The organism is Cellulomonas chitinilytica, assembly GCF_016862675.1.
GTDB classification, from domain to species: Bacteria; Actinomycetota; Actinomycetes; order Actinomycetales; family Cellulomonadaceae; genus Cellulomonas; species Cellulomonas chitinilytica.
On sequence record NZ_BONK01000006.1, the window covers coordinates 223,352 to 243,471 of the forward strand.

A 20,120-nucleotide genomic window follows, 5' to 3' on the forward strand; every position below is an offset into this window, starting at 1 on the left:
GTGAGCGCTCCGGCCGAGGTCGAGGCCAGCCACGGTGAGCCGCCGCGGCACGTCAGCCCGCTGCTGCAGCGCCGCGGGGCCGTCGCCGGCTCCGGGCCGGACGCGGGGGTCGCGTGGCACTACGGTGACCCGACGGCCGAGCAGCGGGCGCTGACCCGGGGCGGGGCCGTCGTCGACCAGTCGCACCTCGGCGTCGTCCGCGTGGCCGGCCCCGACCGGCTGAGCTGGCTGAACTCGATCACCTCGCAGGAGCTGACCGCGCTGCCGCCGCGGACGTCCACGGAGCTGCTGGTGCTGAGCCCGCAGGGGCACGTCGAGCACGCGGCCGCGGTCGTCGACGACGGCGAGGCCACCTGGCTCGTCACCGAGACGCCGATCGCGCTCGCGGCGTGGCTGAACCGCATGAAGTTCATGCTGCGGGTCGAGATCGCGGACGTGACCGACGAGTGGTCCGCGATCGGCGAGCCCGTGTCCGCCGAGGGTGCCGCCGACGAGCCCGTGACGTGGCGCGACCCGTGGCCGACCACCGCCCCCGGCGGCACGCGCTACGGTCCCGCCGACGACGAGCACCCCGGCAACGACCGGCCCTGGCGGCTCGTGCTCGTCCCGCGTGCCCGGCTCGTCGACGAGGTGCGCGCCCGGGAGGCCGCCGGCTGGCCGCTCGTCGGCACCTGGGCGTCGGAGGCCGTCCGGGTGGAGGCGTTCCGTCCGCGCGCCGCCCGCGACGTCGACCACCGGACCATCCCGCACGAGCTCGACTGGCTGCGCACCGCCGTCCACCTGCACAAGGGCTGCTACCGCGGCCAGGAGACCGTCGCGCGCGTGCACAACCTGGGACGCCCGCCGCGGCGGCTCGTGCTGCTGCACCTCGACGGGTCCGGGCACCTGCTGCCTGAGCCCGGCGCCGACGTGCACGAGGTCACCGCCGACCACGAGCCCGGCCGGGTCGTCGGCAAGGTCACGACGGTCGCGCGGCACCACGAGCTCGGGCCGGTCGCGCTCGCCGTCGTCAAGCGGTCGACGCCCGTCGATGCCACGCTCGTCGTGGACTGCGAGGGCGGGGCCGTCGCCGCGGGCCAGGAGCAGGTCGTGCCGGGGGAGGGCGTGTCCGTGGACCGTCCCGCCCCGCGCGGGCCCGTGGCCCGCGGGCTCGGGGTGCACCCGAGCCTGTGACGTCCGGCCGGCGACGTCAGCCGACCGGTGCGGGTCCGTCGCACGAGGCGAGGGCCGCTGCGGTCCCGGACGGGGAGGTCCCATGAGCACCGGCGCCGCCAGTCCCGTCCCGCTGCCCGGGCCAAGCCCTCGGACCGGTCCGCGCAGGTCCGACGCCCGGCGGCTCGTCGAGGCCCGCGTCCGTCAGGGGTGGGCGCGGGTGGTCGGCTCGTGGTTCCCGATCCTGGAGGCCGCCGTCGCCGGTGGGATCGCGTTCGGCATCGCGCACTACCTGGTCGGCCACCCGTACCCGTTCTTCGCGCCGGTCAGCGCGTGGGTCGCGCTCGGGTTCTCGATGGACCGTTCGGTGCGCCGCGTCGCCGAGCTGGCGGCCGGTGTCGCGCTCGGGGTGGCGCTCGGCGACCTCGTCGTGCACGTCATCGGCTCCGGGGCCTGGCAGATGGCCGTGGTGCTGTTCGTCGCGGCGCTCATCGGCCGGTTCCTCGACCGCGGGGCCATGCTGACGACGCAGGCGGGCGTCCAGGCGATCGTCATCGTGGGGCTGCCCGTGGCCAGCGGCGGGCCGTTCGGGCGGTGGGTGGACGCCGTGATCGGCGGTGCCGTGGCGCTCGCCGTCGCGCTGCTGACGCCCAGCGACCCGCGACGGCGCCCGCGGGCCCTCGGCCGGTCGGCGGTCGACGAGCTCGCCGCGGTGCTGCACGCGCTCGCGCGCGGGCTCGACGCCCGGTCGCTGCCGGACATCGACGACGCGCTCCTGCGCGGTCGCGCGTCGCAGCCGGTGCTCGACGACTGGACCGAGACGGCCTCGAACGCGCAGGAGCTGTCCCGGGTCTCGCCGGCCAGCCGCCGGTACCACGACGAGCTCGGTGGGCTGGTGCAGGCGTCCGTGCTGGTCGACCGGGCCATGCGCAGCGCGCGGGTGCTCGTGCGGCGCTCGCGGGCCGTCGTCGAGGCGGAGCAGCCGCACGCGCTCGACGACGTCGCCGCGCAGGTCGAGGCGACCGCGCGCGCCGCCGACGAGCTCGCCCTGGCGATCGGCACCGGCCGCGACCCGGACCGGGCGCGGGAGCGGCTGCTCGACGTCGCGGGCCGCCTCGACCCGTTCGTGCTGGCCGCCGACGACTGGCAGGCGCAGAGCCTCGTCCTGCTGCACAGGTCGCTCGCGGTCGACCTGCTGGAGACGGCCGGCGTCCCGCCCCGGGACGCGCGCGAGCGGCTCCCGGAGATCTGACGGACCGACCCGCCCGACACCCGCCCCGCAGACGCGACCGTGACGCACGGCCGCCCGGTACGGTCGGCACGTGGAGGTCGCGGTCAGCGCGTTGCGCGCGGAGCTCAGGCAGTGGATCGAGGCCGCCCGCAGCGGCGAGGACGTGGTGATCACCGAGCGGGGCATCCCGGTGGCGCGGCTGTCCGGCATCGACGCGGCGGACCTGCTCACCCGGCTGGAGCGTGACGGGCTGCTGACGTCGCCCGACTCGCCGCGACCGGCCGCCCACCCCACGGCACGCCCCGCGCAGGCCGTGTCGGGCCTCGTGCGCCGGCTGCGGCGCTGACGTGGCGGTCGTCTACCTCGACACGAGCGCGCTCGTGAAGCTGTGCGTGCGCGAGGCCGGCAGCGAGCTCGTCGCCGCGCTGTGGGACGGCGCGGACCTCGTCGCGACGTCCCGGCTCGCCGACGCGGAGGTGCGGGCGGTGCTCGCCGCCGGCCGGCGGTCCGGCCACCTCGACGCAGGAGTCGCGGCGCACGCCGTCGCCGAGTGGGACCGGCTGTGGCCCGGCCTGCACGTGCTCGAGCTCGGCGCACCCGTGACGGCGCAGGCCGCGGCGCTCGTCGGGCGTCACCCGCTGCGGGCCGCCGACGCGCTGCACCTCGCGTCCGCGCTGGCCCTGCGGTCGCCGGACCTCGTGGTGGCCGCGTGGGACGAGCACCTCGTCGCCGCGGCACGGGCGGAGGGCCTGCGCGTCGTGCCGTGACGCTGCTGTGTCGCGACCTGCCGGGGCGCCCGTGCGTCTCGTAGGCTCGGCGCGTGTCCATCGCCGGAATCCAGGTCGTCCTCTTCTTCCTCTTCTACCTCGCCATCTTCGCGCTCGCCGTGTGGGCGGCCGTCGACCTGATGACGCGGCCCACGTCGGCGTTCCCGGCCGCCGGCAAGCGGACCAAGTCGTTCTGGGGGGCGATCCTCGCGGCGGCCGTGGTGGTGTCGTTCCTGTCGATCCCGCTCAACGTCATCCCGTTCCCGCAGTTCCTCGGGCTGCTGGCCGCGGTCGCGGCGATCGTCTACCTCGTCGACGTCCGGCCGGCCGTGAAGCCGTACTCGAAGCGCCGCGGTGGCGGCTCGCGCGGACCGTGGGACAACGGGCGCGGCTGGTGAGCGCACCCGACGTCGGCGCGCACGCCGTCCCGGTCGCTCGGGTAGTGCGCGGTGACCTCGTCGAGTCGGTGCACCACGGGCACGTCGTGGTGCTGGCGCCCGACGGGTCGGTGCGGCTCGCGCTCGGCGACCCGGACGTCGTCGTGTGGGCGCGCTCGTCGCTCAAGCCGCTGCAGGCCGTCGGGATGCTGCGGCTCGGGCTCGACGTCGACGACGAGGAGCTGGCGCTCGTCTGCGCGAGCCACAACGCCGAGCCGGGGCACGTCGACGTGGTGCGCGGGCTGCTGTCCCGCGCGGGCCTGCGGGTCGACGACCTGCGGAACACCCCCGACTGGCCGCTGGACCCGGAGGCGGCGTTCGAGTGGCGGACCACCGGGCAGGCGCGCTCGTCGCTGACCCAGAACTGCTCGGGGAAGCACGCCGGGATGCTCGCGACGTCCGTGTGGGCCGGCTGGTCGACCGAGGACTACCTGTCGTCCGCGCACCCGCTGCAGGTGGCGCTGCGCGACACCGTCGCGGCGCTCACCGGCGTTCCCGTGGAGCACACCACCGTCGACGGGTGCGGGGCGCCGCTGTTCTCGACGACGCTCGCCGGCCTGGCCCGGGCGTTCGCCCGCATCGCCACGGCGCGACCCGGGACCGTCGAGCAGCGGGTCGCCCGGGCCATGTCGCAGCACCCGTGGCACGTCGCCGGCACCGGGCGGGACGCGACCCGCTTCATGCAGGCCGTGCCCGGGCTCGTCGCCAAGGACGGGGCGGACGGCGTCTACGCCGCCGGGCTGCCCGACGGGGGAGCGGTGGCCGTGAAGATCGTGGACGGCTCGCCCCGGCCGCGTCCCGTGGTGCTCGCCGCGGCGCTCGCCGTCGCCGGGGTCGACCCCGCGGTCCTGGCCCCGATCGGCGCCACGCCCGTGCTGGGTCACGGCTCACCGGTGGGAGCAGTCGTCGCGACGTTCGGGCCCGACGCGTGAGGGCGGTGGTCCAGCGGGCCACGCGCGCGTCGGTGACCGTCGACGGGATCGTGGTCGGGGCGATCGACCGGCCGGGGCTCGTCGCGCTCGTCGGCGTGACACCCGGCGACGGGCCCACCCAGGTCGAGATCATCGCCCGCAAGATCGCCGAGCTGCGGATCCTGCGCGACGAGCAGTCCGCCGTCGACGTCGGGGCGCCCGTGCTCGTCGTCAGCCAGTTCACGCTCTACGGCGACACCCGCAAGGGGCGTCGGCCCACCTGGAACGCCGCCGCGCCGCGCCCCGTCGCCGAGCCGCTCGTGGACGCCGTCGTCGACGCGCTGCGTGCCCGGGGGCTCGAGGTCGCGACCGGGGTGTTCGGGGCGGACATGGCCGTGGAGCTCGTGAACGACGGGCCCGTGACGATCCTGCTGGAGTCGGTGCCGGGGTCCTGATCGAGCACCGGGGCGTCGGTGGCGCGGGTGCGGCTGGGCAACGGAAAGGGCCCCTCGGAGTAAGCGTCCGAGGGGCCCTTCCGTGACCGCAGGTCGCGTGTCGCCGGCTGACCGGTGACCGACGCCGCCGTTGACGGTGCGGCTCCGACCCGACACCCGGTGGTTCGCCGGCTGCGCTTCCCCCGGAGGGGTCCCACTGCCTGCTCTCCGCCGTGGGCGGGGGGACTGCGATCGACCTCCCGGTCCGTAGCGACCCCTGCGTCGTCATCCGCAGGTCGGTGGGTTGCCCCTCCGATGTGGTTGCCCGTTCTCCGGTCGGCCTGGCCTCGACCGCCTGTCTCCGCCTGCGTCCGGCACCCCCGGAGGGGTTCCTTGGCCTGCGGTTCTCGAACCGTCGAGGTCGATGTGTGATTTCTAGTCCTGCCCTCGCGGGGGCTGCAAGGGCTTCGGAGAGGAATGTTTGTCCACCGCTGTCCCCACACCTTCGTCCACAGGCTGACCTGCATGAAGACGCGGGAAACACAGGGGTGTGGACAACATTTGTGGATGGTTGGCGCGTCGTTCACCCAGGTGGGTGCAGGCGCCAGGTATCCTGGGACGCAGCGACAGGCCCCTCGGAGTAAGCGTCCGAGGGGCCTTCCTCGTGCCCGGCGTCCGCCGTCCCGGTGTCGGGGCCGCGCGGCGCCCGCCATGATGGCCAGGTGCGCATCGAAGCCGTGCAAGGTGACATCACCACGCAGGACGTCGACGTGATCGTGAACGCCGCCAACTCCTCGCTGCTCGGCGGCGGCGGGGTCGACGGCGCGATCCATGCGGCGGCCGGTCCGGAGCTGCTGGCCGCGTGCCGGGAGCTGCGCCGCACGACCTACCCCGACGGGCTGCCGCCGGGCGACGCGGTCGCGACCCCGGGGTTCGGGCTGCCCGCCCGGTGGGTCGTGCACACCGTCGGGCCCAACCTGCACGCCGGTCAGGACGACCCGACGGTGCTCGGCTCCTGCTTCTCCCGGTCGCTCGAGGTCGCCGTCGAGCTCGGGGCGCGCAGCATCGCGTTCCCCGCGATCAGTGCCGGGGTGTACGGGTGGGACGTCGCCGACGTCGCGCGCATCGGCGTCGGCGTGGCACGCATCTGGGAGGCGGGCGTCGAGTCGGGTGCCGCGGACGGGCACCCGTCGCCGCACGGCCTCGACCTGGTGCGGTTCGTGCTGTTCTCCGCCGCGGCGCTCGACGCGTTCGAGCAGCGCCTCGCCGCCCCGGGCCGGCACGATGAGTGACCTGCTCCCCGCCCTCTCGCTGGACGGCGTCCGGCGCGTGCTCTGCGTCGTGGCCCACCCGGACGACGTCGAGTACGGCACGTCGTCGGCCGTCGCCGCCTGGACGGCCGCGGGCGTCGAGGTCTCCTACCTCCTGCTGACCCGCGGCGAGGCCGGGATGGACTCCTCGCCGCCCGAGCGCACGGCGCAGGTGCGCACCCGCGAGCAGGTCGCCGGCGCGGCGGAGGTCGGCGTCACCGACGTCGTGTTCGCCGAGCACCCCGACGGCGTGCTCGTCTACGGGCTGGACCTGCGCCGGGACATCGCCCGCAGGATCCGCGAGGTCCGGCCCGACACCGTCGTGACGGGCTCGTGGGAGGTCGAGGGGTTCGTCGGGCTCAACCAGGCCGACCACCGCGCCGCCGGGCTCGCGAGCGTCGACGCCGTCCGGGACGCGGGCAACCGCTGGGTGTTCGGGGAGCTGCTCGACGACGGGCTGGAGCCGTGGGAGGTGACCCGGCTGCTCGTCGCGGGGGACTCGCGCCCGACCCACGGCGTGGACGTCGGCGGCGAGCCGCTGCGGCGCGGCATCGCGTCGCTCGAGGCCCACGCCGAGTACCTCGCCGGGCTGCCCGGCCACCCAGCGCCCGCAGACATGCTGCCGTTCATCGCGGCGATGCAGGGGCGGGCCATGGGCGTCGAGCACGCGGTGCTGTTCCGGGTGCACGACCTGCAGGGGCCGCCGCCCGAGCTGCGGGACGAGCTCGCCCGGCGGGGCATGACCCCACCGGACGAGCCCACCGGCTGAGAGCGGGTCAGGCGGCGTCGAGCTCCGCGATCTCCTCGGGGCCGAGGATCAGCTCGGCGGCCCGCAGCGAGTCGCGGATCGTCTCCGGGCGGGACGCCCCGGGGATCGGGATGACGACGGGCGCCTGCGCGAGCTCCCACGCGAGGGTCACCTGCTGGGGGCTCACGTGGTGGGCCGCCGCGATGCGCGCGAACGCGCCGAACCGGTCGCCCAGCTCGCCGGCCCGGGCGATGCCGCCGAGCGGGCTCCACGGCAGGAACGCGATGCCGAGCTCGGCACACAGGTCGAGCTCCGGCTGCGACGAGCGGAACGCGGGCGAGTACTGGTTCTGGACCGACACGAGCCGGCCGCCGAGCACGTCCTGCGCCTCGCGGATCTGGTCCGGGTTCGCGTTGGAGATGCCGGCCATCCGGATCTTGCCCGCGTCGAGCAGCTCGACGAGGACGCCGACCGAGTCGGCGTAGGGGACGGTGTTGTCGGGCCGGTGGTACTGGTACAGACCGATCGCGTCGACGCCCAGCCGCTTCAGCGACCCCTCCACGGCCTCCCGCAGGTGCTTCGGGGAGCCGTCGACGGTCCACGAGCCGTCGCCCGGGCGCAGGTGGCCGCCCTTCGTCGCGACGAGCACGTCGGAGGTGTCGCCGCCCCACGTCTGCAGGGCCTCCGCGATGAGCTCCTCGTTGTGGCCGACCTCGCCGGCGAGCAGGTGGTACGAGTCGGCGGTGTCGATGAGTGTGACGCCCGCGTCGAGGGCCGCGTGGATCGTCGCGATCGAGCGGGAGCGGTCCGGCCGGCCCTCGATGGACATCGGCATGCCGCCGAGCCCGATCGCGCTGACCTGGACGTCTCCGAGTGTGCGTGTCTGCATAGGGACCATCACAACAGAGGACGGGCGCGCACCGCATGCGGTGCGCGCCCGTCCTCCTTCGTGGCCGGTGGGGTCCCGGTCAGGCCGGGACGACCTCCTGCTCCGGTTCCTTGGCGGCGGGCGCCAGGGACGGGTCGGGCCGCTTGGCCAGGGCGCTCGGCCACCACATCGTCTTGCCGATGTCGAGGTTGAGCGCGGTGACCAGGACGGACCGCACGATGATCGTGTCGAGCAGCACGCCGAACGCGACCGCGAACCCGATCTCCGCGAACGACACCAGCGGCAGCGTGCCGAGCACCGCGAACGTCCCGGCGAGCACCAGGCCGGCCGACGTGATGACACCACCGGTCGCCGCGAGGCCGACGAGCGAGCCGCGGTGGTGACCCACCCGGATCGCCTCCTCCCGCACCCGTGTCATGAGGAAGATGTTGTAGTCGATCCCCAGCGCCACCAGGAAGACGAACACGAACAGCGGGAACGACGTGTCCGCGCCGGCGTACCCGAACACGTGCCGGAAGATCAGCGCGCTCACGCCGATCGCGGCGCCGAACGAGAGCACCACGGTCCCGACGAGCACGAGCGGTGCGACGATCGCCCGCAGCAGGATCATCAGGATGACGAACACCGCGACCAGGATGATCGGGATGATGATCTTGCTGTCGTACGCGGCGGCCCGCTGGACGTCGAGGTTCGTGGCCGTCGCCCCGCCGACCTTCGCGTCGGCGTCCGGGACCGCGTGCAGCTCGTCGCGGGCGCGGTCGACGGTGGCGTAGGCCGCCTGGCTGTCCGGTGCGGACGTCAGGGTGCCCTCGATGTAGGCGAGGTCGCCCTTCACGACCGGCTCGGACACGCTCGACGGCTCGATGCCGTCGACGCCCTTGAACGCCGTGGCCACGGCGTCCGCCTCGTCGGCGTTCGCGATGACGACGACCGGGGTCCCGGCGCCGCCGGCGAAGTGCGCCGAGAGCACCTTCTCGCCCTCGATGGACGGCTGCGTGGTGGTGAACGAGTCCTCGTTGCTGAGGCCGACGGCGTTGAGCTGGGCGATACCGACGCACGCGACGAGCAGGATGCCGGCGGTGACGATCCAGGTGCCCCGGGGACGCTTCTCGATGCGGCCGCCGACACGGGCCCAGAAGCCGTTCTCGGTGGGCTCGCGGTCGCCGACGTGCGGGGCGCGCGGCCAGAACACCCAGCGGCCGCACGTCACGAGCAGGGCGGGGAGCAGCGTGGTCATGACGGCGAGCGCGACGACGATGCCGACGGCGGCGACCGGGCCGAGGCCCGCGGTGGAGTTCATGGTCGCGAACAGCAGGCAGAGCATGCCGACGGTCACGGTCGCGCCGCTCGCGATGATCGCCGGGCCTGCCCGGTGCAGGGCGACGGCCATGGCCTCGTGCCGGTCCGTGTGATGTCGCAGCTCTTCCCGGTATCTCGCGACGAGCAGGAGCGCGTAGTCGGTCCCGGCGCCGAACACGAGGACCGTGAGGATGCCGGCGCTCTGCGCGTTGACCGTGAGGTCGTAGCGGTCCGCGAGGACGTAGATCACGGCCTGCGCCACGGTGAGGGCCACCACGGCGGACACCACGGGCAGCAGCCACAGGACCGGGCTGCGGTAGGTCAGCAGCAGGATGACGATGACGACCGCGCCCGCCGCGTACAGCAGGGTGCCGTCGATGCCCTCGAAGGCCGCGGACGAGTCGGCGGCCTGGCCGGCCGGCCCGGTGACGTACACGCCCATGCCGTTCGCGCCGTCCTCGGCGGTCGCCCGCAGGTCGGCGACGGCATCGGCGGCGAGGTCCCAGCCGTCCTTGCCGAGGTCGAGCGGCACGATGACCTGCACGGCCTCGCCGTCCTCCGACGGGACCGGGCCGATCACCTCGCCGTCGAGGGTGTCGAGCGAGGAGAACTCGGCGACGTCCGCCTGGATGGCGGAGAGGTCGTCCTGGGTGAGACCGCCCGGGCGGTCGTAGACGATGACGGCCGGGATCGTGTTCTCGGAGACGAAGGTGCTCGCCACGTCGATGACCTCGGTGGACTCGGCATCTCCGGGGAGCCAGGACTTGGCGTCGTTGTCCTGCGCGCTCGTGAGCTTGCCCGCGAGGGGGCCGAGCAGGGCGACGACGACGAGCCAGAAGGCGATGACGACGAACTTCGCGTAGCGGTGCGTGATCCAGCCCGCAACCTTGGACATGACAAATCCTCTGGGGGTGTCGACGACGACGGTGGAGTTGGCCGGCGAGGGTGGGGATGCACGTCGCGCGCCGGGCGAATCCTAGGTTCCTCGGGGAGGTGCATCACGGACCATCCGGGATACCCCCGAGTTTCCCCTCAGGGTGCGACCCGGGTCACGCGCCTTTCCTCAGGGAACTCTCAGGGAACGGACCCAGGCGACGACCTCGCTGGTCACGGGCCCGTCGTCGCGCGGCGAGTGGTCGCCCGTGACGGTCACCAGCCTCAGCGGCCCCTCGATCGTGCCCAGGTGCAGGGCCAGCTCCTCAGGGGTGCCGAACGGGTCCCGCAGGCCCGAGACGGCCAGCGCGGGCACCGTGACCTGCGGCAGGTGCTCGACCCTCAGCTGGTCCGGACGTCCGGGCGGGTGCAGCGGGTACGACAGCAGCACGAGCCCCGCCGCCGGCAGGCCCTGGGCGACGGCCATCGAGCACATCCGTCCCCCGAACGACCGCCCGCCCAGCACCAGGCGGTCCGTGCCGACCCCGAGCTCGGCCGCGAACGCGGTCGCCTCCTCGACGACGCACGCGATCGCCGCGTCCGGGCGGTCGGGGCCACGGCGGCCCGCACGACGGTTCGGGAAGTCGACGCGGCGGACCGGGAGCGGGGCGAGCGCCTCCTCCAGGGCGACGAGCGTGCGGTGGTCGCGGCCGGCGCTCGCTCCCGGGGTCAGCAGGACCCCGGCGACGTCCCGTGGACCCGCGGGTGCCGCGCCGCCGGTCGACGCGGGGGAGCTCATCGGGCGGCGACCCGCGCCGCGTGCCCGACCGCCGCGCCCGCAGCCCGGTCCACGTCGTCCTCGTCGTTCCACACGTGGAACGCGAGCCGCACCCGGCCCCCGCGGCCGGCCACCCGGCACCCGGCCGCGTCGAGCGCTGCCCGCAGCGTGCCGCGCTCGTCGTCCTCGAGCGACACGATCGCGCTGTCGGACGGCCCCAGCCCGACGGCGTCGCGGAACGCGTTCGCGAGGCCGACGTCGTGCCGGTGCACGGCCTCACGGTCGGTCGAGGCGAACGCCTCCAGCGCGGGCGCCACCCCCAGCCACACCAACCAGGCCGGGGAGACGTCGAACCGCCGCGCGTCCGACGCCAGCGTCATCTCGGGCCCGTAGATCGACGACCAGATCTCCTTGCCCGCGTACCAGCCGGCGTGCAGCGGGCGCAGCCGCTCGACGAGGCCGGGCGCGACCGTGAGGAACGCCGCGCCGCGCGGCCCGGCGAGCCACTTGTACGACGAGCCCGTGGTCACGTCGAACCGGCCGGCGTCCGTCGGCAGCCACCCGACGGCCTGCGTCAGGTCGCACACGGTCAGCGCCCCGACGTCCGCGGCCGCCCGGCACACCGCGTCGGCGTCCGCGACCTTCCCGTCACGCGACTGCACGAGCGAGAACGCCACCGCACCGGTCGACGGGCGCACCTCGTCGGCCAGCGCCTCCACCGGGACGTGCCGCACCGTGACGCCCCGGTCGGCGTGCGCGAGGAACGGGAACACGACCGACGCGAAGTCCTGGTCGACCGTCAGCACCTCGCACCCGTCGGGCAGCGCGGCCGCGGCCAGGCCGACGAGCGACGACACCTGCGCGCCGATCGCCACCGCGGCGGGGTCCACGCCCACGAGGCGCGCGTACGCCTCGCGTGAGCGGGTGACCGCGTCGTCGTAGCCGTCCATGTCGATGCGGCCCGCCTGCCACGCGTCGATGCCGGCACGCATCGCGTCGGCGGTCTGGCGGGACGGCAGCCCGCACGTCGCCGCGTCGAGGTAGCCGGGGACGCGCTCGAAGCGGTCCTGCAGCGCGGCGAGCGTCCCGGTCCCCGTCGTCGTCGTGGTCATGGGCCGATGGTCGCCCGACGTGCGGCCCCGCACAACGTCCAGCTCACCGGAAGTGGCCTCTCCGGGGCGGTGCGGGTGGGCCTGTCCCGGCGGCGCGGTCAGCGGACGACGGCTGCGACGGCGGCGACCTCGATCAGGGCGCCCGGCACCGAGAGGCCCGCGACCCGGGCGCCGGTCACGAGCGCCGGGTCGCCGTCGACCTGGAGGGTCGGGGCGGCCGCGGCGAAGGCGGCCCCGAGGTCGGCGCCGTCGACGATGAGGATCGTCCACGCCACGACGTCACGGATCGTCGCGTCGGCCGCGGCGAGCGCCGTGACGACGTTCGCCATGACCTGACGGGTCTGGGCCGCGACGTCGTCCCCGCCGACGAGGGCGCCGGTGGCGTCGACGGCGTTCTGGCCGCCGACGTGGATGGTCGTCGCCCCCGGCGGCACGACGGCGACGTGGCTGAACACCGGGCTGTGCACCAGCCCGGCGGGGCGGAGGAACGAGACGGAGGTGTCCATACGGGTCACGCTAGGGCGAACCACCCACACGGACCCGCCGCTGCGGTTAGGGTCGCGCGGTGTCCGTCGCCGCCCTCCTGGTGCTCCTCGCCGTCCTGACCCTCGCCGTCGGGCCCGTCCTCATCGTGCTCGGCAGCCGGAGGATCGCGGCCGCGCGGAACGTGCCCCGGGTGGCGGTGCCGGCCCGTCTGCTGTCCCGCTGGCCCGTGCCCGGCGGGCTGATGCTCTCCGTCGAGTACCCCGGCCCCGACGGGAGGCCGCTGCGTGCGGACACGTACGCCGTGATCCGCCAGGGGCTCGGCGCGACCCCGACGTTCGCGGGCTGGGTGTACGTGAACCGTGACGACCCGTCGGACGTCATGACCCGCCCCACCGGGCGGACCGGTGCGGGCTGGTGGCTCGTCATCGTCGGGATCGTGCTGTGCGTCGCGTCCCTGCTGCTGCTCCTCGTGGCCGGCGTCGTCGCCGTCAGCAACGCGGGCGTCCCCGCCTGACGGCCGGTCAGGCCTCGATCCCCAGCACCGCGCGGATGGTGCGGACCACGCCGTTGGCGTTGTTCGACGGCGCGACGAACCGGGCGGCGGCCCGCACCTCGGGGTGCGCGTTGTCCATCGCGAACGACCAGTGCGAGGCGGCGAGCATGCCGAGGTCGTTGAAGTAGTCGCCGAAGGCCATGGTCTGCTCGGGGGTGATGCCGAGCCGGGCCTGGACGGCCTGCAGGGCGGTGCCCTTGTCGACGGTCCGGCCCATCACGTCGACCCAGTGCTCGCCGGACACGATCACCCGGTCGTGCGCGTCGAACGGCGCGAGCAGCGGCCCGGCGCCCTGCTCGGCGGGGCCGAAGTCGTACACCGCGACCTTCAGCACGTCGTCCTCGACCGCGGTCAGGTCGTCGACGAGCTCCAGGAGGGCGTAGTAGGGGCGGACCTGCGCGAGGAACCGGTCGTCGGTGCGCTCGACGTACGCGGACCGCTTGCCGCACAGGACCGTGCCCACGTCGCCGGCCGACGAGCGCACCGTCCCGACGAGGGCGTGGGCGGTCGCCGGCGTGAGCGGGTCGGAGGAGATCTCCTCGTCGTGCCGCACCACGTACGCGCCGTTCTCCGCGATGTAGACGAGGTCGTCCCGCGCGAACTCGCGGCGCAGCGTCGCGTACTGGCGGCCGCTCGCGGGGGCGACGAGGATCCCGCGGCGGTCCAGCTCCTCGAGCAGCGGCCAGAAGCTCGGGTCGATCCGCTTGTGGTCGTCGAGCAGGGAACCGTCCTGGTCGAGGGCGATCAGGCGGACGTCGGGGACCTCCCCGACGTCGGGCGGGTCGAGGACGGGGCGGGGGCCGGGCGCAGTGGTCACCCGACGATCCTCGCAAACGGCTCAGCCGGCGCTCTCGGACCCCGCGAGCGCGAGGGCGTCGCTTACGCCGGTCTCGGGCGGTCCGCCGAAGCGCGGTGCGCGGTGCGTGAGCGCGTCGAACGCGGCCCGGCCCGACGCGGGCAGCTCCCGCACGCGGTACATCGCCGCCTTCGCGGGCTCCACGCTGCGCGACGAGACGCCCACGCCGACGACGTCGATCCCCGCGGCCCCGCAGGAGAACAGCGCCCGCCGCAGGTGGTAGTCCTGCGTGACGACGACCGCACCGGTCACGCCGAACACGTCGTGCGCCCGCACGCACGTGTCGTGCGTGTCGACCCCCGCGAAGTCCGAGACCACCGCCGCGTCGGGCACGCCGTGGTCCACGAGCCAGCCGCGCATGGCCGTCGGCTCGTCGTGCCACCGCGTGGTGCTGTCGCCGCTCACCAGGACCACCCGCACCGTGCCGTCCGCGTACAGCCGGCGCGCGGCCTCGAGCCGTCGACGCAGGTAGGTGGACGGGCTGCCGTCGGGCCGCAGGCCGGCGCCGAGGACGAGCGCGACGGGCCGGTCCGGCACGTCGCCCGCGTCGCGGACGCGGGACTGACCCACGGCCTGCACCCAGAGCACCGGCGCGGCGACCACGAGGACGAGGGCCGCGGCCACCACCGCGACGAGGCGGCGACGCGACCGGCGGGGCGGCGGGGCGGTGGTCACGACGGCGAGCGTACGGCCGCGGCGACGCGTGCGGGCCGCGAGCCTGGGCCGCCGCGCCCGTCAGGACCTTCGTCACGCCTGCGGCGAACACGGGCAGTGGCAGCACCACCCCGCCGTTAGCATCGAACAACGCCGCTCGTCGTCGCCCACCGGCCGCCGCCCCGGGTACGCGGTGAGCACGTCGCTCGTGAGGAGTGCACATGTTCGAGAGATTCACGGACCGAGCCCGTCGCGTGGTCGTCCTTGCCCAAGAAGAGGCACGGATGCTCAACCACAACTACATCGGCACCGAGCACATCCTCCTGGGACTGATCCACGAGGGTGAGGGTGTCGCGGCCAAGGCTCTCGAGTCGCTCGGCATCTCCCTCGAGGCCGTCCGCGCCCAGGTGCAGGAGATCATCGGCGAGGGCCAGCAGGCGCCGTCGGGGCACATCCCGTTCACGCCGCGCGCCAAGAAGGTCCTGGAGCTGTCGCTGCGCGAGGCGCTGCAGCTCGGCCACAACTACATCGGCACCGAGCACATCCTGCTCGGCCTCATCCGCGAGGGTGAGGGCGTCGCGGCCCAGGTGCTGAACAAGCTCGGCGCCGACCTCAACCGCGTGCGCCAGCAGGTCATCCAGCTCGTGTCCGGCTACCAGGGCAAGGAGCCCGTCGCCGCCGGCGGCCCGCAGGAGGGTCAGCCCTCGGGCTCGGCCGTCCTCGACCAGTTCGGCCGCAACCTCACGCAGGCGGCGCGCGACGGCAAGCTCGACCCGGTCATCGGGCGCGAGAAGGAGATCGAGCGGGTCATGCAGGTGCTGTCCCGCCGCACCAAGAACAACCCGGTCCTCATCGGGGAGCCCGGCGTCGGCAAGACGGCCGTCGTCGAGGGCCTCGCGCAGGACATCGTGCGCGGGGACGTCCCGGAGACGCTCAAGGACAAGCAGCTCTACACGCTGGACCTGGGCGCCCTGGTGGCCGGCTCCCGCTACCGCGGTGACTTCGAGGAGCGCCTGAAGAAGGTCCTCAAGGAGATCCGCACGCGCGGCGACATCATCCTGTTCATCGACGAGATCCACACGCTCGTCGGTGCGGGTGCCGCCGAGGGCGCGATCGACGCGGCGAGCATCCTCAAGCCGATGCTGGCCCGCGGCGAGCTGCAGACCATCGGTGCGACCACGCTCGACGAGTACCGCAAGTACGTCGAGAAGGACCCGGCCCTGGAGCGCCGCTTCCAGCCGATCCAGGTCGCCGAGCCGAACCTGCAGCACGCGATCGAGATCCTCAAGGGCCTGCGCGACCGCTACGAGGCGCACCACCGGGTGTCCATCACGGACGCCGCCCTGGTGGCCGCCGCGACGCTCGCCGACCGGTACGTCAACGACCGGTACCTGCCGGACAAGGCGATCGACCTGGTCGACGAGGCCGGCGCCCGGCTGCGCATCCGCCGCATGACGGCTCCGCCGGAGCTGCGCGAGCTCGACGAGCAGATCGCCGAGACGCGCCGCGACAAGGAGTCGGCGATCGACGAGCAGGACTTCGAGAAGGCCGCGCGCCTGCGCGACACCGAGAAGCAGCTCGGACTGCGCCGCCTCGAGAAGGAGAAGTCCTGGAAGAACGGCGACCTCGACGCCGTCGCCGAGGTGGACGAGGAGCTCATCGCCGAGGTGCTGGCGAACGCCACGGGCATCCCGGTGTTCAAGCTCACCGAGGAGGAGTCCAGCCGCCTGCTCCACATGGAGGAGAACCTGCACAAGCGGGTCGTCGGCCAGGACGCCGCCATCAAGGCGCTCTCGCAGGCCATCCGCCGCACGCGCGCCGGGCTCAAGGACCCGAAGCGTCCCGGTGGGTCGTTCATCTTCGCCGGCCCCACGGGCGTCGGGAAGACGGAGCTCGCCAAGGCGCTCGCGGAGTTCCTGTTCGGTGACGAGGACGCGCTGATCCAGCTCGACATGTCCGAGTTCTCGGAGAAGCACACCGTCTCGCGGCTGTTCGGCTCGCCTCCCGGCTACGTCGGGTACGACGAGGGCGGCCAGCTCACCGAGAAGGTGCGCCGCAAGCCGTTCTCGGTGGTCCTGTTCGACGAGGTCGAGAAGGCCCACGCGGACATCTTCAACTCGCTGCTGCAGATCCTCGAGGACGGTCGCCTGACCGACTCGCAGGGCCGGGTGGTCGACTTCAAGAACACCGTGATCATCATGACCACCAACCTCGGCACGCGGGACATCGCCAAGGGCCTGCAGACCGGCTTCCAGGCCGGTGGCGACCTGTCGACGTCCTACGAGCGGATGAAGGCCAAGGTCAACGACGAGCTCAAGACGCACTTCCGTCCCGAGTTCCTCAACCGCGTCGACGACGTGGTCGTGTTCCCGCAGCTGTCCCAGCCGGAGATCTTCGCGATCGTCGACCTGATGATCGCCAAGCTCGACAAGCGGCTGAAGGACAAGGACATGGCCATCGAGGTCACGCCCGCCGCGAAGAAGCTCCTCTCGGAGAAGGGCTACGACCCGGTCCTGGGCGCCCGGCCGCTGCGCCGCGCGATCCAGCGGGACATCGAGGACGCCCTGTCCGAGAAGATCCTGTTCGGGGAGCTCAAGTCCGGCCAGCTCGTGATCGTGGACGCCGAGGGCGAAGGCCTGCTCGGGGAGTTCATCTTCCGCGGCGTGCCGAAGGGCGAGCGCCCGGCGGAGCCCGTCACGGTGGGCGCCTCGGTCGGGACGGCCCACTCCGGGACCGACGTGCCGGCCGCGCCGACCGTCTCCGGTCGGGGCGACGGCGGGACGGGGACGCAGCCGATCGCCGGCTGACCTCCCAGACCCGCACGACGACAGCCCCGGTCCCCTCTGTGGGGGCCGGGGCTTCGTCGTGCCCGGGAGGCTGTGGAGAACCCTGACCGCGATGACGACCGGATCGCCATCCACGCGCTGACCTGGGCGGGCGCGCCCGCCGGGACGGGTACGCCTCACGCGGCGAGAGGGGCCAGGATGGCTGACCGTGGACGTCGTGGTGCTGTCAGGGACCGTCGGGGCGGGGAAGACCACGGTCGCGGGCGCGCTGCGTCGAGAGCTGGTCGCCCAGGGGCACGTCGCGGCGGAGCTCGACGTGGACGGCGTGGCACGCCAGGCGCCCGCGCCGCCGGCCGACCCGTTCAACGAGCGGCTCGTCGTCGCCCACCTGCGCGCACTGCGGTCGCGGTGGGAGCGGGCCGGTGTCGACGTCCTGGTCCTGCCGCGCGTCGTCGAGACGGTCGCGCAACGAGACGCCTACGCCGACGCGGTGGGCCGGCCGGTCCGCGTGGTGCGGATCGACGCGCCTGCCTCGACCCGACGCCGCCGACTCGTTGCCCGGCACGACGCCGGTCCGGACCGGGACTGGCACCTCGCCCGTACCGACTCGCTCGCGGCGATCCTGGCAGTCGCCGCGGTCGAGGACGTCGTGGTCGTCAACGACCGGCGCCCGCCGTCCGCCGTCGCCACGGAGATCCTCGCTGCCCTCGGCTGGTCGCAGCGGTGCACGACGGTCGGGCCCTGAGCGGTCCGGCCGGACGTCACCGGTCGGCGGCGGAGGGTCGTCGTGCCTCGCGCGCCGACGTCGGCCAGGCCACCGACGATCAGGCCCAGCACCGTGGCGACGACCGACACGATGCACGCGACCGGGCCGCGCGGGTCCCGTGCGGTGGTCGCTCCTGGCACACTCTCGCGCGTGACGACACCGCCGCCCGACCCTGCCGGGCTCGACCTCTCGCCGCTGCGCCGCCGTGCGACCCGCCGCGAGCTGTGGACCTGGCGGCGTGAGCAGCGCGCACGGCAACCCCGCGGGTACGTCGACGTCGAGCACATGACCGGCCTCATCCTCGTGTGGGGCTTCGGCGGGTTCGTGGCGGTCGCCGCCGTCGGGTCGGGGATCTACGCGCTGCACGACACGTTCGGGCGGACGGTCGTCGCGGTTGTCGCGATCGTGGCGCTGGCGACCTCCTGGGTCCTCGCGCGGGTGATCCTCTACCACGGCCCGCGGTGGCGGCGGTGGGCGAGGCTCGCGACGTTCGCGCGGGTCAACGGCTGGTCGTACGACGTCATGCGGACCGGACCGGCGCACCCCGCGGCCCGGTTCGCGCGGGCCGGCACGCTCGGCACCGCGCTCGACGTGTTCCACGACCCGGTGCGCCGCGCGCACATCGGCAACCACGTCAGCCCCGTCGCGGCCGGCATGGTGCAGGCGGACCGGTTCGGCTACGTCGTCGTCGAACTGGGCCTGCCCATCTCGGACCGGCCGATCCCACGCGACGAGGTGCGGCGCATCACGGACAGCCGCGCGCACCTGTTCGCGTTCGAGGGCGAGGTGCTCGACGGGTCGGTGGTGCTGACCATGGACTCGCCGTGGTTCCGGTTCCGCGACGCCGACACCATGCGGCGGATCGTCGGGGTCGTCGACTCGGTCACCGAACGTGCGCCTGCGTGGGCCGGGGTGGCCGACCGCCCGTCGAGCTAGCCGCTGCGGCGATCCGGTCGCGTTCGTGCCGTCAGCAGCTCATCCACAGCCAGACGGCAGACGCACGGCGGCTCCGGTCCGTGGGGACCGGAGCCGCCGTGAAGCAGCGTGTCAGCGCGGGCGGCGGCGCAGCGTCGCGTCCGTGAGGGCCGGCGGGGTCCAGCCCGCGTCGGCCGCGTTGAGGGTCGTGCCGGGAGCGACGATGGCGTCGATCTCGTCGAGGACGTCCGCCGGGAGGCGGGTGTCGAGCGCGGCGAGCGCCGAGTCGAGGTGCTCGGCCGTGCGCGGGCCGATGATCGCGGACGTCACCGCCGGGTGCTCCAGGACGAACCCGAGGGCGAGCTGCACGAGCGTCAGCCCGGAGGCGTCGGCCAGCTTGGTCAGCGCCTGGACCGCGGACGCCTTCGCGACGTTCTCCGGGAGCGACGGGTCGTGCCGGCCGGGCTGGCGGGCGATCCGCGGGGACACCGGGGCGTCGGCGCCGACGGGCCGACCGGACAGCCAGCCGCCCGCGAGCGGGCTCCACGGCAGGACGCCGAGGCCGTGCTCCTGCGCGAGCGGCAGGATCTCCCGCTCGACGCCGCGCGCGAGGATCGAGTACGGCGGCTGCTCGGTGACCGGACGGACGAGGCGGCGGTCGCGGGCGACCCACTGGGCCTCGACGAGATGCGACCCGAGGAACGTCGACGTGCCGACGTAGCGGACCTTGCCCTGGTGGACCAGGTCCGAGAGCGCCGACAGGGTCTCCTCGATGTCCGTGACCGGCTCGGGGCGGTGCACCTGGTAGAGGTCGATGTGGTCGGTCTGCAGGCGGGTGAGGGACGCCTCGACCTCCCGGACGATCCAGCGACGGGAGTTGCCGGCGTGGTTCACCTCGTCGGAGAGGCGGCCGTGGACCTTCGTCGCGAGGATCACGTCGTCGCGACGACCACGGAGGGCCTTGCCGACGATCGTCTCGGACTCGCCGCGCGAGTAGACGTCGGCGGTGTCGACGATGTTGATGCCGGCGTCGAGGGCGCGGTGGATGATCGCGACGGACTCGTCGTGGTCGGTGTTGCCCCAGGCGCCGAAGTTCATCGTGCCGAGCGTCAGGGGGGTGACCTGGACGCCGGTGCGGCCGAGCGGGCGGTACGTGGTCATGC

21 protein-coding genes are annotated in these 20,120 nt (G+C 74.1%); 13 read left to right on the forward strand and 8 right to left on the reverse strand.

The window, feature by feature from the left end:
• The 9 genes from ygfZ (at position 1) to Cch01nite_RS10710 (ending at position 7,011) form a co-directional block, all read left to right on the forward strand.
• Complete coding sequence (ygfZ, locus tag Cch01nite_RS10670; protein WP_203753034.1) at positions 1 to 1,173, forward strand: CAF17-like 4Fe-4S cluster assembly/insertion protein YgfZ; 1,173 nt, start codon at positions 1 to 3, stop codon at positions 1,171 to 1,173.
• Between the two features lie 82 nt (positions 1,174 to 1,255).
• Complete coding sequence (locus Cch01nite_RS10675) at positions 1,256 to 2,404, forward strand: FUSC family protein (protein WP_203753037.1); 1,149 nt, start codon at positions 1,256 to 1,258, stop codon at positions 2,402 to 2,404.
• A gap of 70 nt (positions 2,405 to 2,474) precedes the next feature.
• Positions 2,475 to 2,729, forward strand: coding sequence for a type II toxin-antitoxin system Phd/YefM family antitoxin (locus Cch01nite_RS10680; RefSeq protein WP_203753040.1), 255 nt, complete (start codon positions 2,475 to 2,477; stop codon positions 2,727 to 2,729).
• Position 2,730: 1 nt separating this feature from the next.
• A complete protein-coding gene (locus tag Cch01nite_RS10685) occupies positions 2,731 to 3,150 on the forward strand; it encodes a type II toxin-antitoxin system VapC family toxin (RefSeq protein WP_203753043.1) in 420 nt (139 codons plus the stop codon).
• 53 nt (positions 3,151 to 3,203) lie between these two features.
• On the forward strand, positions 3,204 to 3,548 hold the full coding sequence (locus Cch01nite_RS10690) for a DUF2516 family protein (RefSeq protein WP_203753046.1): 345 nt from the start codon (positions 3,204 to 3,206) through the stop codon (positions 3,546 to 3,548).
• Positions 3,545 to 4,519, forward strand: a complete 975-nt coding sequence (locus Cch01nite_RS10695) for an asparaginase (protein WP_203753049.1) — start codon at positions 3,545 to 3,547, stop codon at positions 4,517 to 4,519. The genes Cch01nite_RS10690 and Cch01nite_RS10695 overlap by 4 nt, the downstream gene beginning before the upstream one ends.
• Positions 4,516 to 4,953, forward strand: coding sequence for a D-aminoacyl-tRNA deacylase (gene dtd / locus Cch01nite_RS10700; RefSeq protein WP_203753052.1), 438 nt, complete (start codon positions 4,516 to 4,518; stop codon positions 4,951 to 4,953). The genes Cch01nite_RS10695 and dtd overlap by 4 nt, the downstream gene beginning before the upstream one ends.
• A gap of 701 nt (positions 4,954 to 5,654) precedes the next feature.
• Positions 5,655 to 6,224 (forward strand): O-acetyl-ADP-ribose deacetylase, encoded by a 570-nt coding sequence (locus Cch01nite_RS10705; protein ID WP_203753055.1) that lies wholly within the window; start codon positions 5,655 to 5,657, stop codon positions 6,222 to 6,224.
• Positions 6,217 to 7,011, forward strand: coding sequence for a PIG-L deacetylase family protein (locus Cch01nite_RS10710; RefSeq protein ID WP_203753058.1), 795 nt, complete (start codon positions 6,217 to 6,219; stop codon positions 7,009 to 7,011). The genes Cch01nite_RS10705 and Cch01nite_RS10710 overlap by 8 nt, the downstream gene beginning before the upstream one ends.
• Before the next feature lie 7 nt (positions 7,012 to 7,018).
• Here the strand turns inward: Cch01nite_RS10710 and Cch01nite_RS10715 are convergent, their stop codons facing one another.
• The 5 genes from Cch01nite_RS10715 to Cch01nite_RS10735 all read right to left on the reverse strand — a co-directional run bounded on the left by Cch01nite_RS10715 (position 7,019) and on the right by Cch01nite_RS10735 (position 12,447).
• Positions 7,019 to 7,879 carry an aldo/keto reductase gene (locus Cch01nite_RS10715; RefSeq protein ID WP_203753061.1) on the reverse strand — a complete coding sequence of 287 codons (861 nt, stop codon included), beginning with the start codon at positions 7,877 to 7,879 and terminating at the stop codon, positions 7,019 to 7,021.
• Positions 7,880 to 7,958: 79 nt separating this feature from the next.
• The gene (locus Cch01nite_RS10720) at positions 7,959 to 10,073 is read right to left on the reverse strand and encodes an MMPL family transporter (RefSeq protein WP_203753064.1); all 2,115 of its coding nucleotides are present in this window, start codon (positions 10,071 to 10,073) and stop codon (positions 7,959 to 7,961) included.
• A gap of 168 nt (positions 10,074 to 10,241) precedes the next feature.
• Positions 10,242 to 10,850, reverse strand: coding sequence for an alpha/beta hydrolase family protein (locus tag Cch01nite_RS10725; protein ID WP_203753067.1), 609 nt, complete (start codon positions 10,848 to 10,850; stop codon positions 10,242 to 10,244).
• The gene (locus tag Cch01nite_RS10730; protein WP_203753082.1) at positions 10,847 to 11,941 is read right to left on the reverse strand and encodes an aminotransferase class V-fold PLP-dependent enzyme; all 1,095 of its coding nucleotides are present in this window, start codon (positions 11,939 to 11,941) and stop codon (positions 10,847 to 10,849) included. Before Cch01nite_RS10730 ends, Cch01nite_RS10725 begins: the two co-directional genes overlap by 4 nt.
• A 98-nt stretch (positions 11,942 to 12,039) precedes the next feature.
• Positions 12,040 to 12,447, reverse strand: a complete 408-nt coding sequence (locus tag Cch01nite_RS10735) for a RidA family protein (protein WP_203753085.1) — start codon at positions 12,445 to 12,447, stop codon at positions 12,040 to 12,042.
• 59 nt (positions 12,448 to 12,506) lie between these two features.
• Between Cch01nite_RS10735 and Cch01nite_RS10740 the strand changes: the two genes are divergently transcribed.
• Positions 12,507 to 12,941: a hypothetical protein gene (locus tag Cch01nite_RS10740; RefSeq protein ID WP_203753088.1), complete on the forward strand. Its 435-nt coding sequence runs from the start codon at positions 12,507 to 12,509 to the stop codon at positions 12,939 to 12,941.
• A 7-nt stretch (positions 12,942 to 12,948) separates the two neighbouring features.
• Here Cch01nite_RS10740 and Cch01nite_RS10745 read toward each other — a convergent pair whose 3' ends face one another.
• Both Cch01nite_RS10745 and Cch01nite_RS10750 read right to left on the reverse strand, forming a co-directional pair.
• Positions 12,949 to 13,797, reverse strand: a complete 849-nt coding sequence (locus Cch01nite_RS10745; protein ID WP_203753091.1) for an HAD family hydrolase — start codon at positions 13,795 to 13,797, stop codon at positions 12,949 to 12,951.
• Positions 13,798 to 13,818: 21 nt separating this feature from the next.
• Positions 13,819 to 14,511 (reverse strand): SanA/YdcF family protein, encoded by a 693-nt coding sequence (locus Cch01nite_RS10750; RefSeq protein ID WP_203753109.1) that lies wholly within the window; start codon positions 14,509 to 14,511, stop codon positions 13,819 to 13,821.
• Positions 14,512 to 14,711: 200 nt separating this feature from the next.
• On the opposite strand from Cch01nite_RS10750, the gene Cch01nite_RS10755 reads away from it, so the two are divergent.
• The 3 genes from Cch01nite_RS10755 to Cch01nite_RS10765 all read left to right on the forward strand — a co-directional run bounded on the left by Cch01nite_RS10755 (position 14,712) and on the right by Cch01nite_RS10765 (position 18,978).
• Entirely contained in the window at positions 14,712 to 17,297 is a 2,586-nt protein-coding gene (locus Cch01nite_RS10755; RefSeq protein ID WP_203753112.1) for an ATP-dependent Clp protease ATP-binding subunit, read from the forward strand.
• Positions 17,298 to 17,493: 196 nt separating this feature from the next.
• Positions 17,494 to 18,021: an AAA family ATPase gene (locus tag Cch01nite_RS10760; protein ID WP_203753115.1), complete on the forward strand. Its 528-nt coding sequence runs from the start codon at positions 17,494 to 17,496 to the stop codon at positions 18,019 to 18,021.
• A 171-nt stretch (positions 18,022 to 18,192) separates the two neighbouring features.
• On the forward strand, positions 18,193 to 18,978 hold the full coding sequence (locus tag Cch01nite_RS10765) for a hypothetical protein (protein ID WP_203753118.1): 786 nt from the start codon (positions 18,193 to 18,195) through the stop codon (positions 18,976 to 18,978).
• A 111-nt stretch (positions 18,979 to 19,089) separates the two neighbouring features.
• Here Cch01nite_RS10765 and Cch01nite_RS10770 read toward each other — a convergent pair whose 3' ends face one another.
• Positions 19,090 to 20,118, reverse strand: a complete 1,029-nt coding sequence (locus Cch01nite_RS10770) for an aldo/keto reductase (protein ID WP_203753121.1) — start codon at positions 20,116 to 20,118, stop codon at positions 19,090 to 19,092.
• Positions 20,119 to 20,120: the final 2 nt, after the last annotated feature.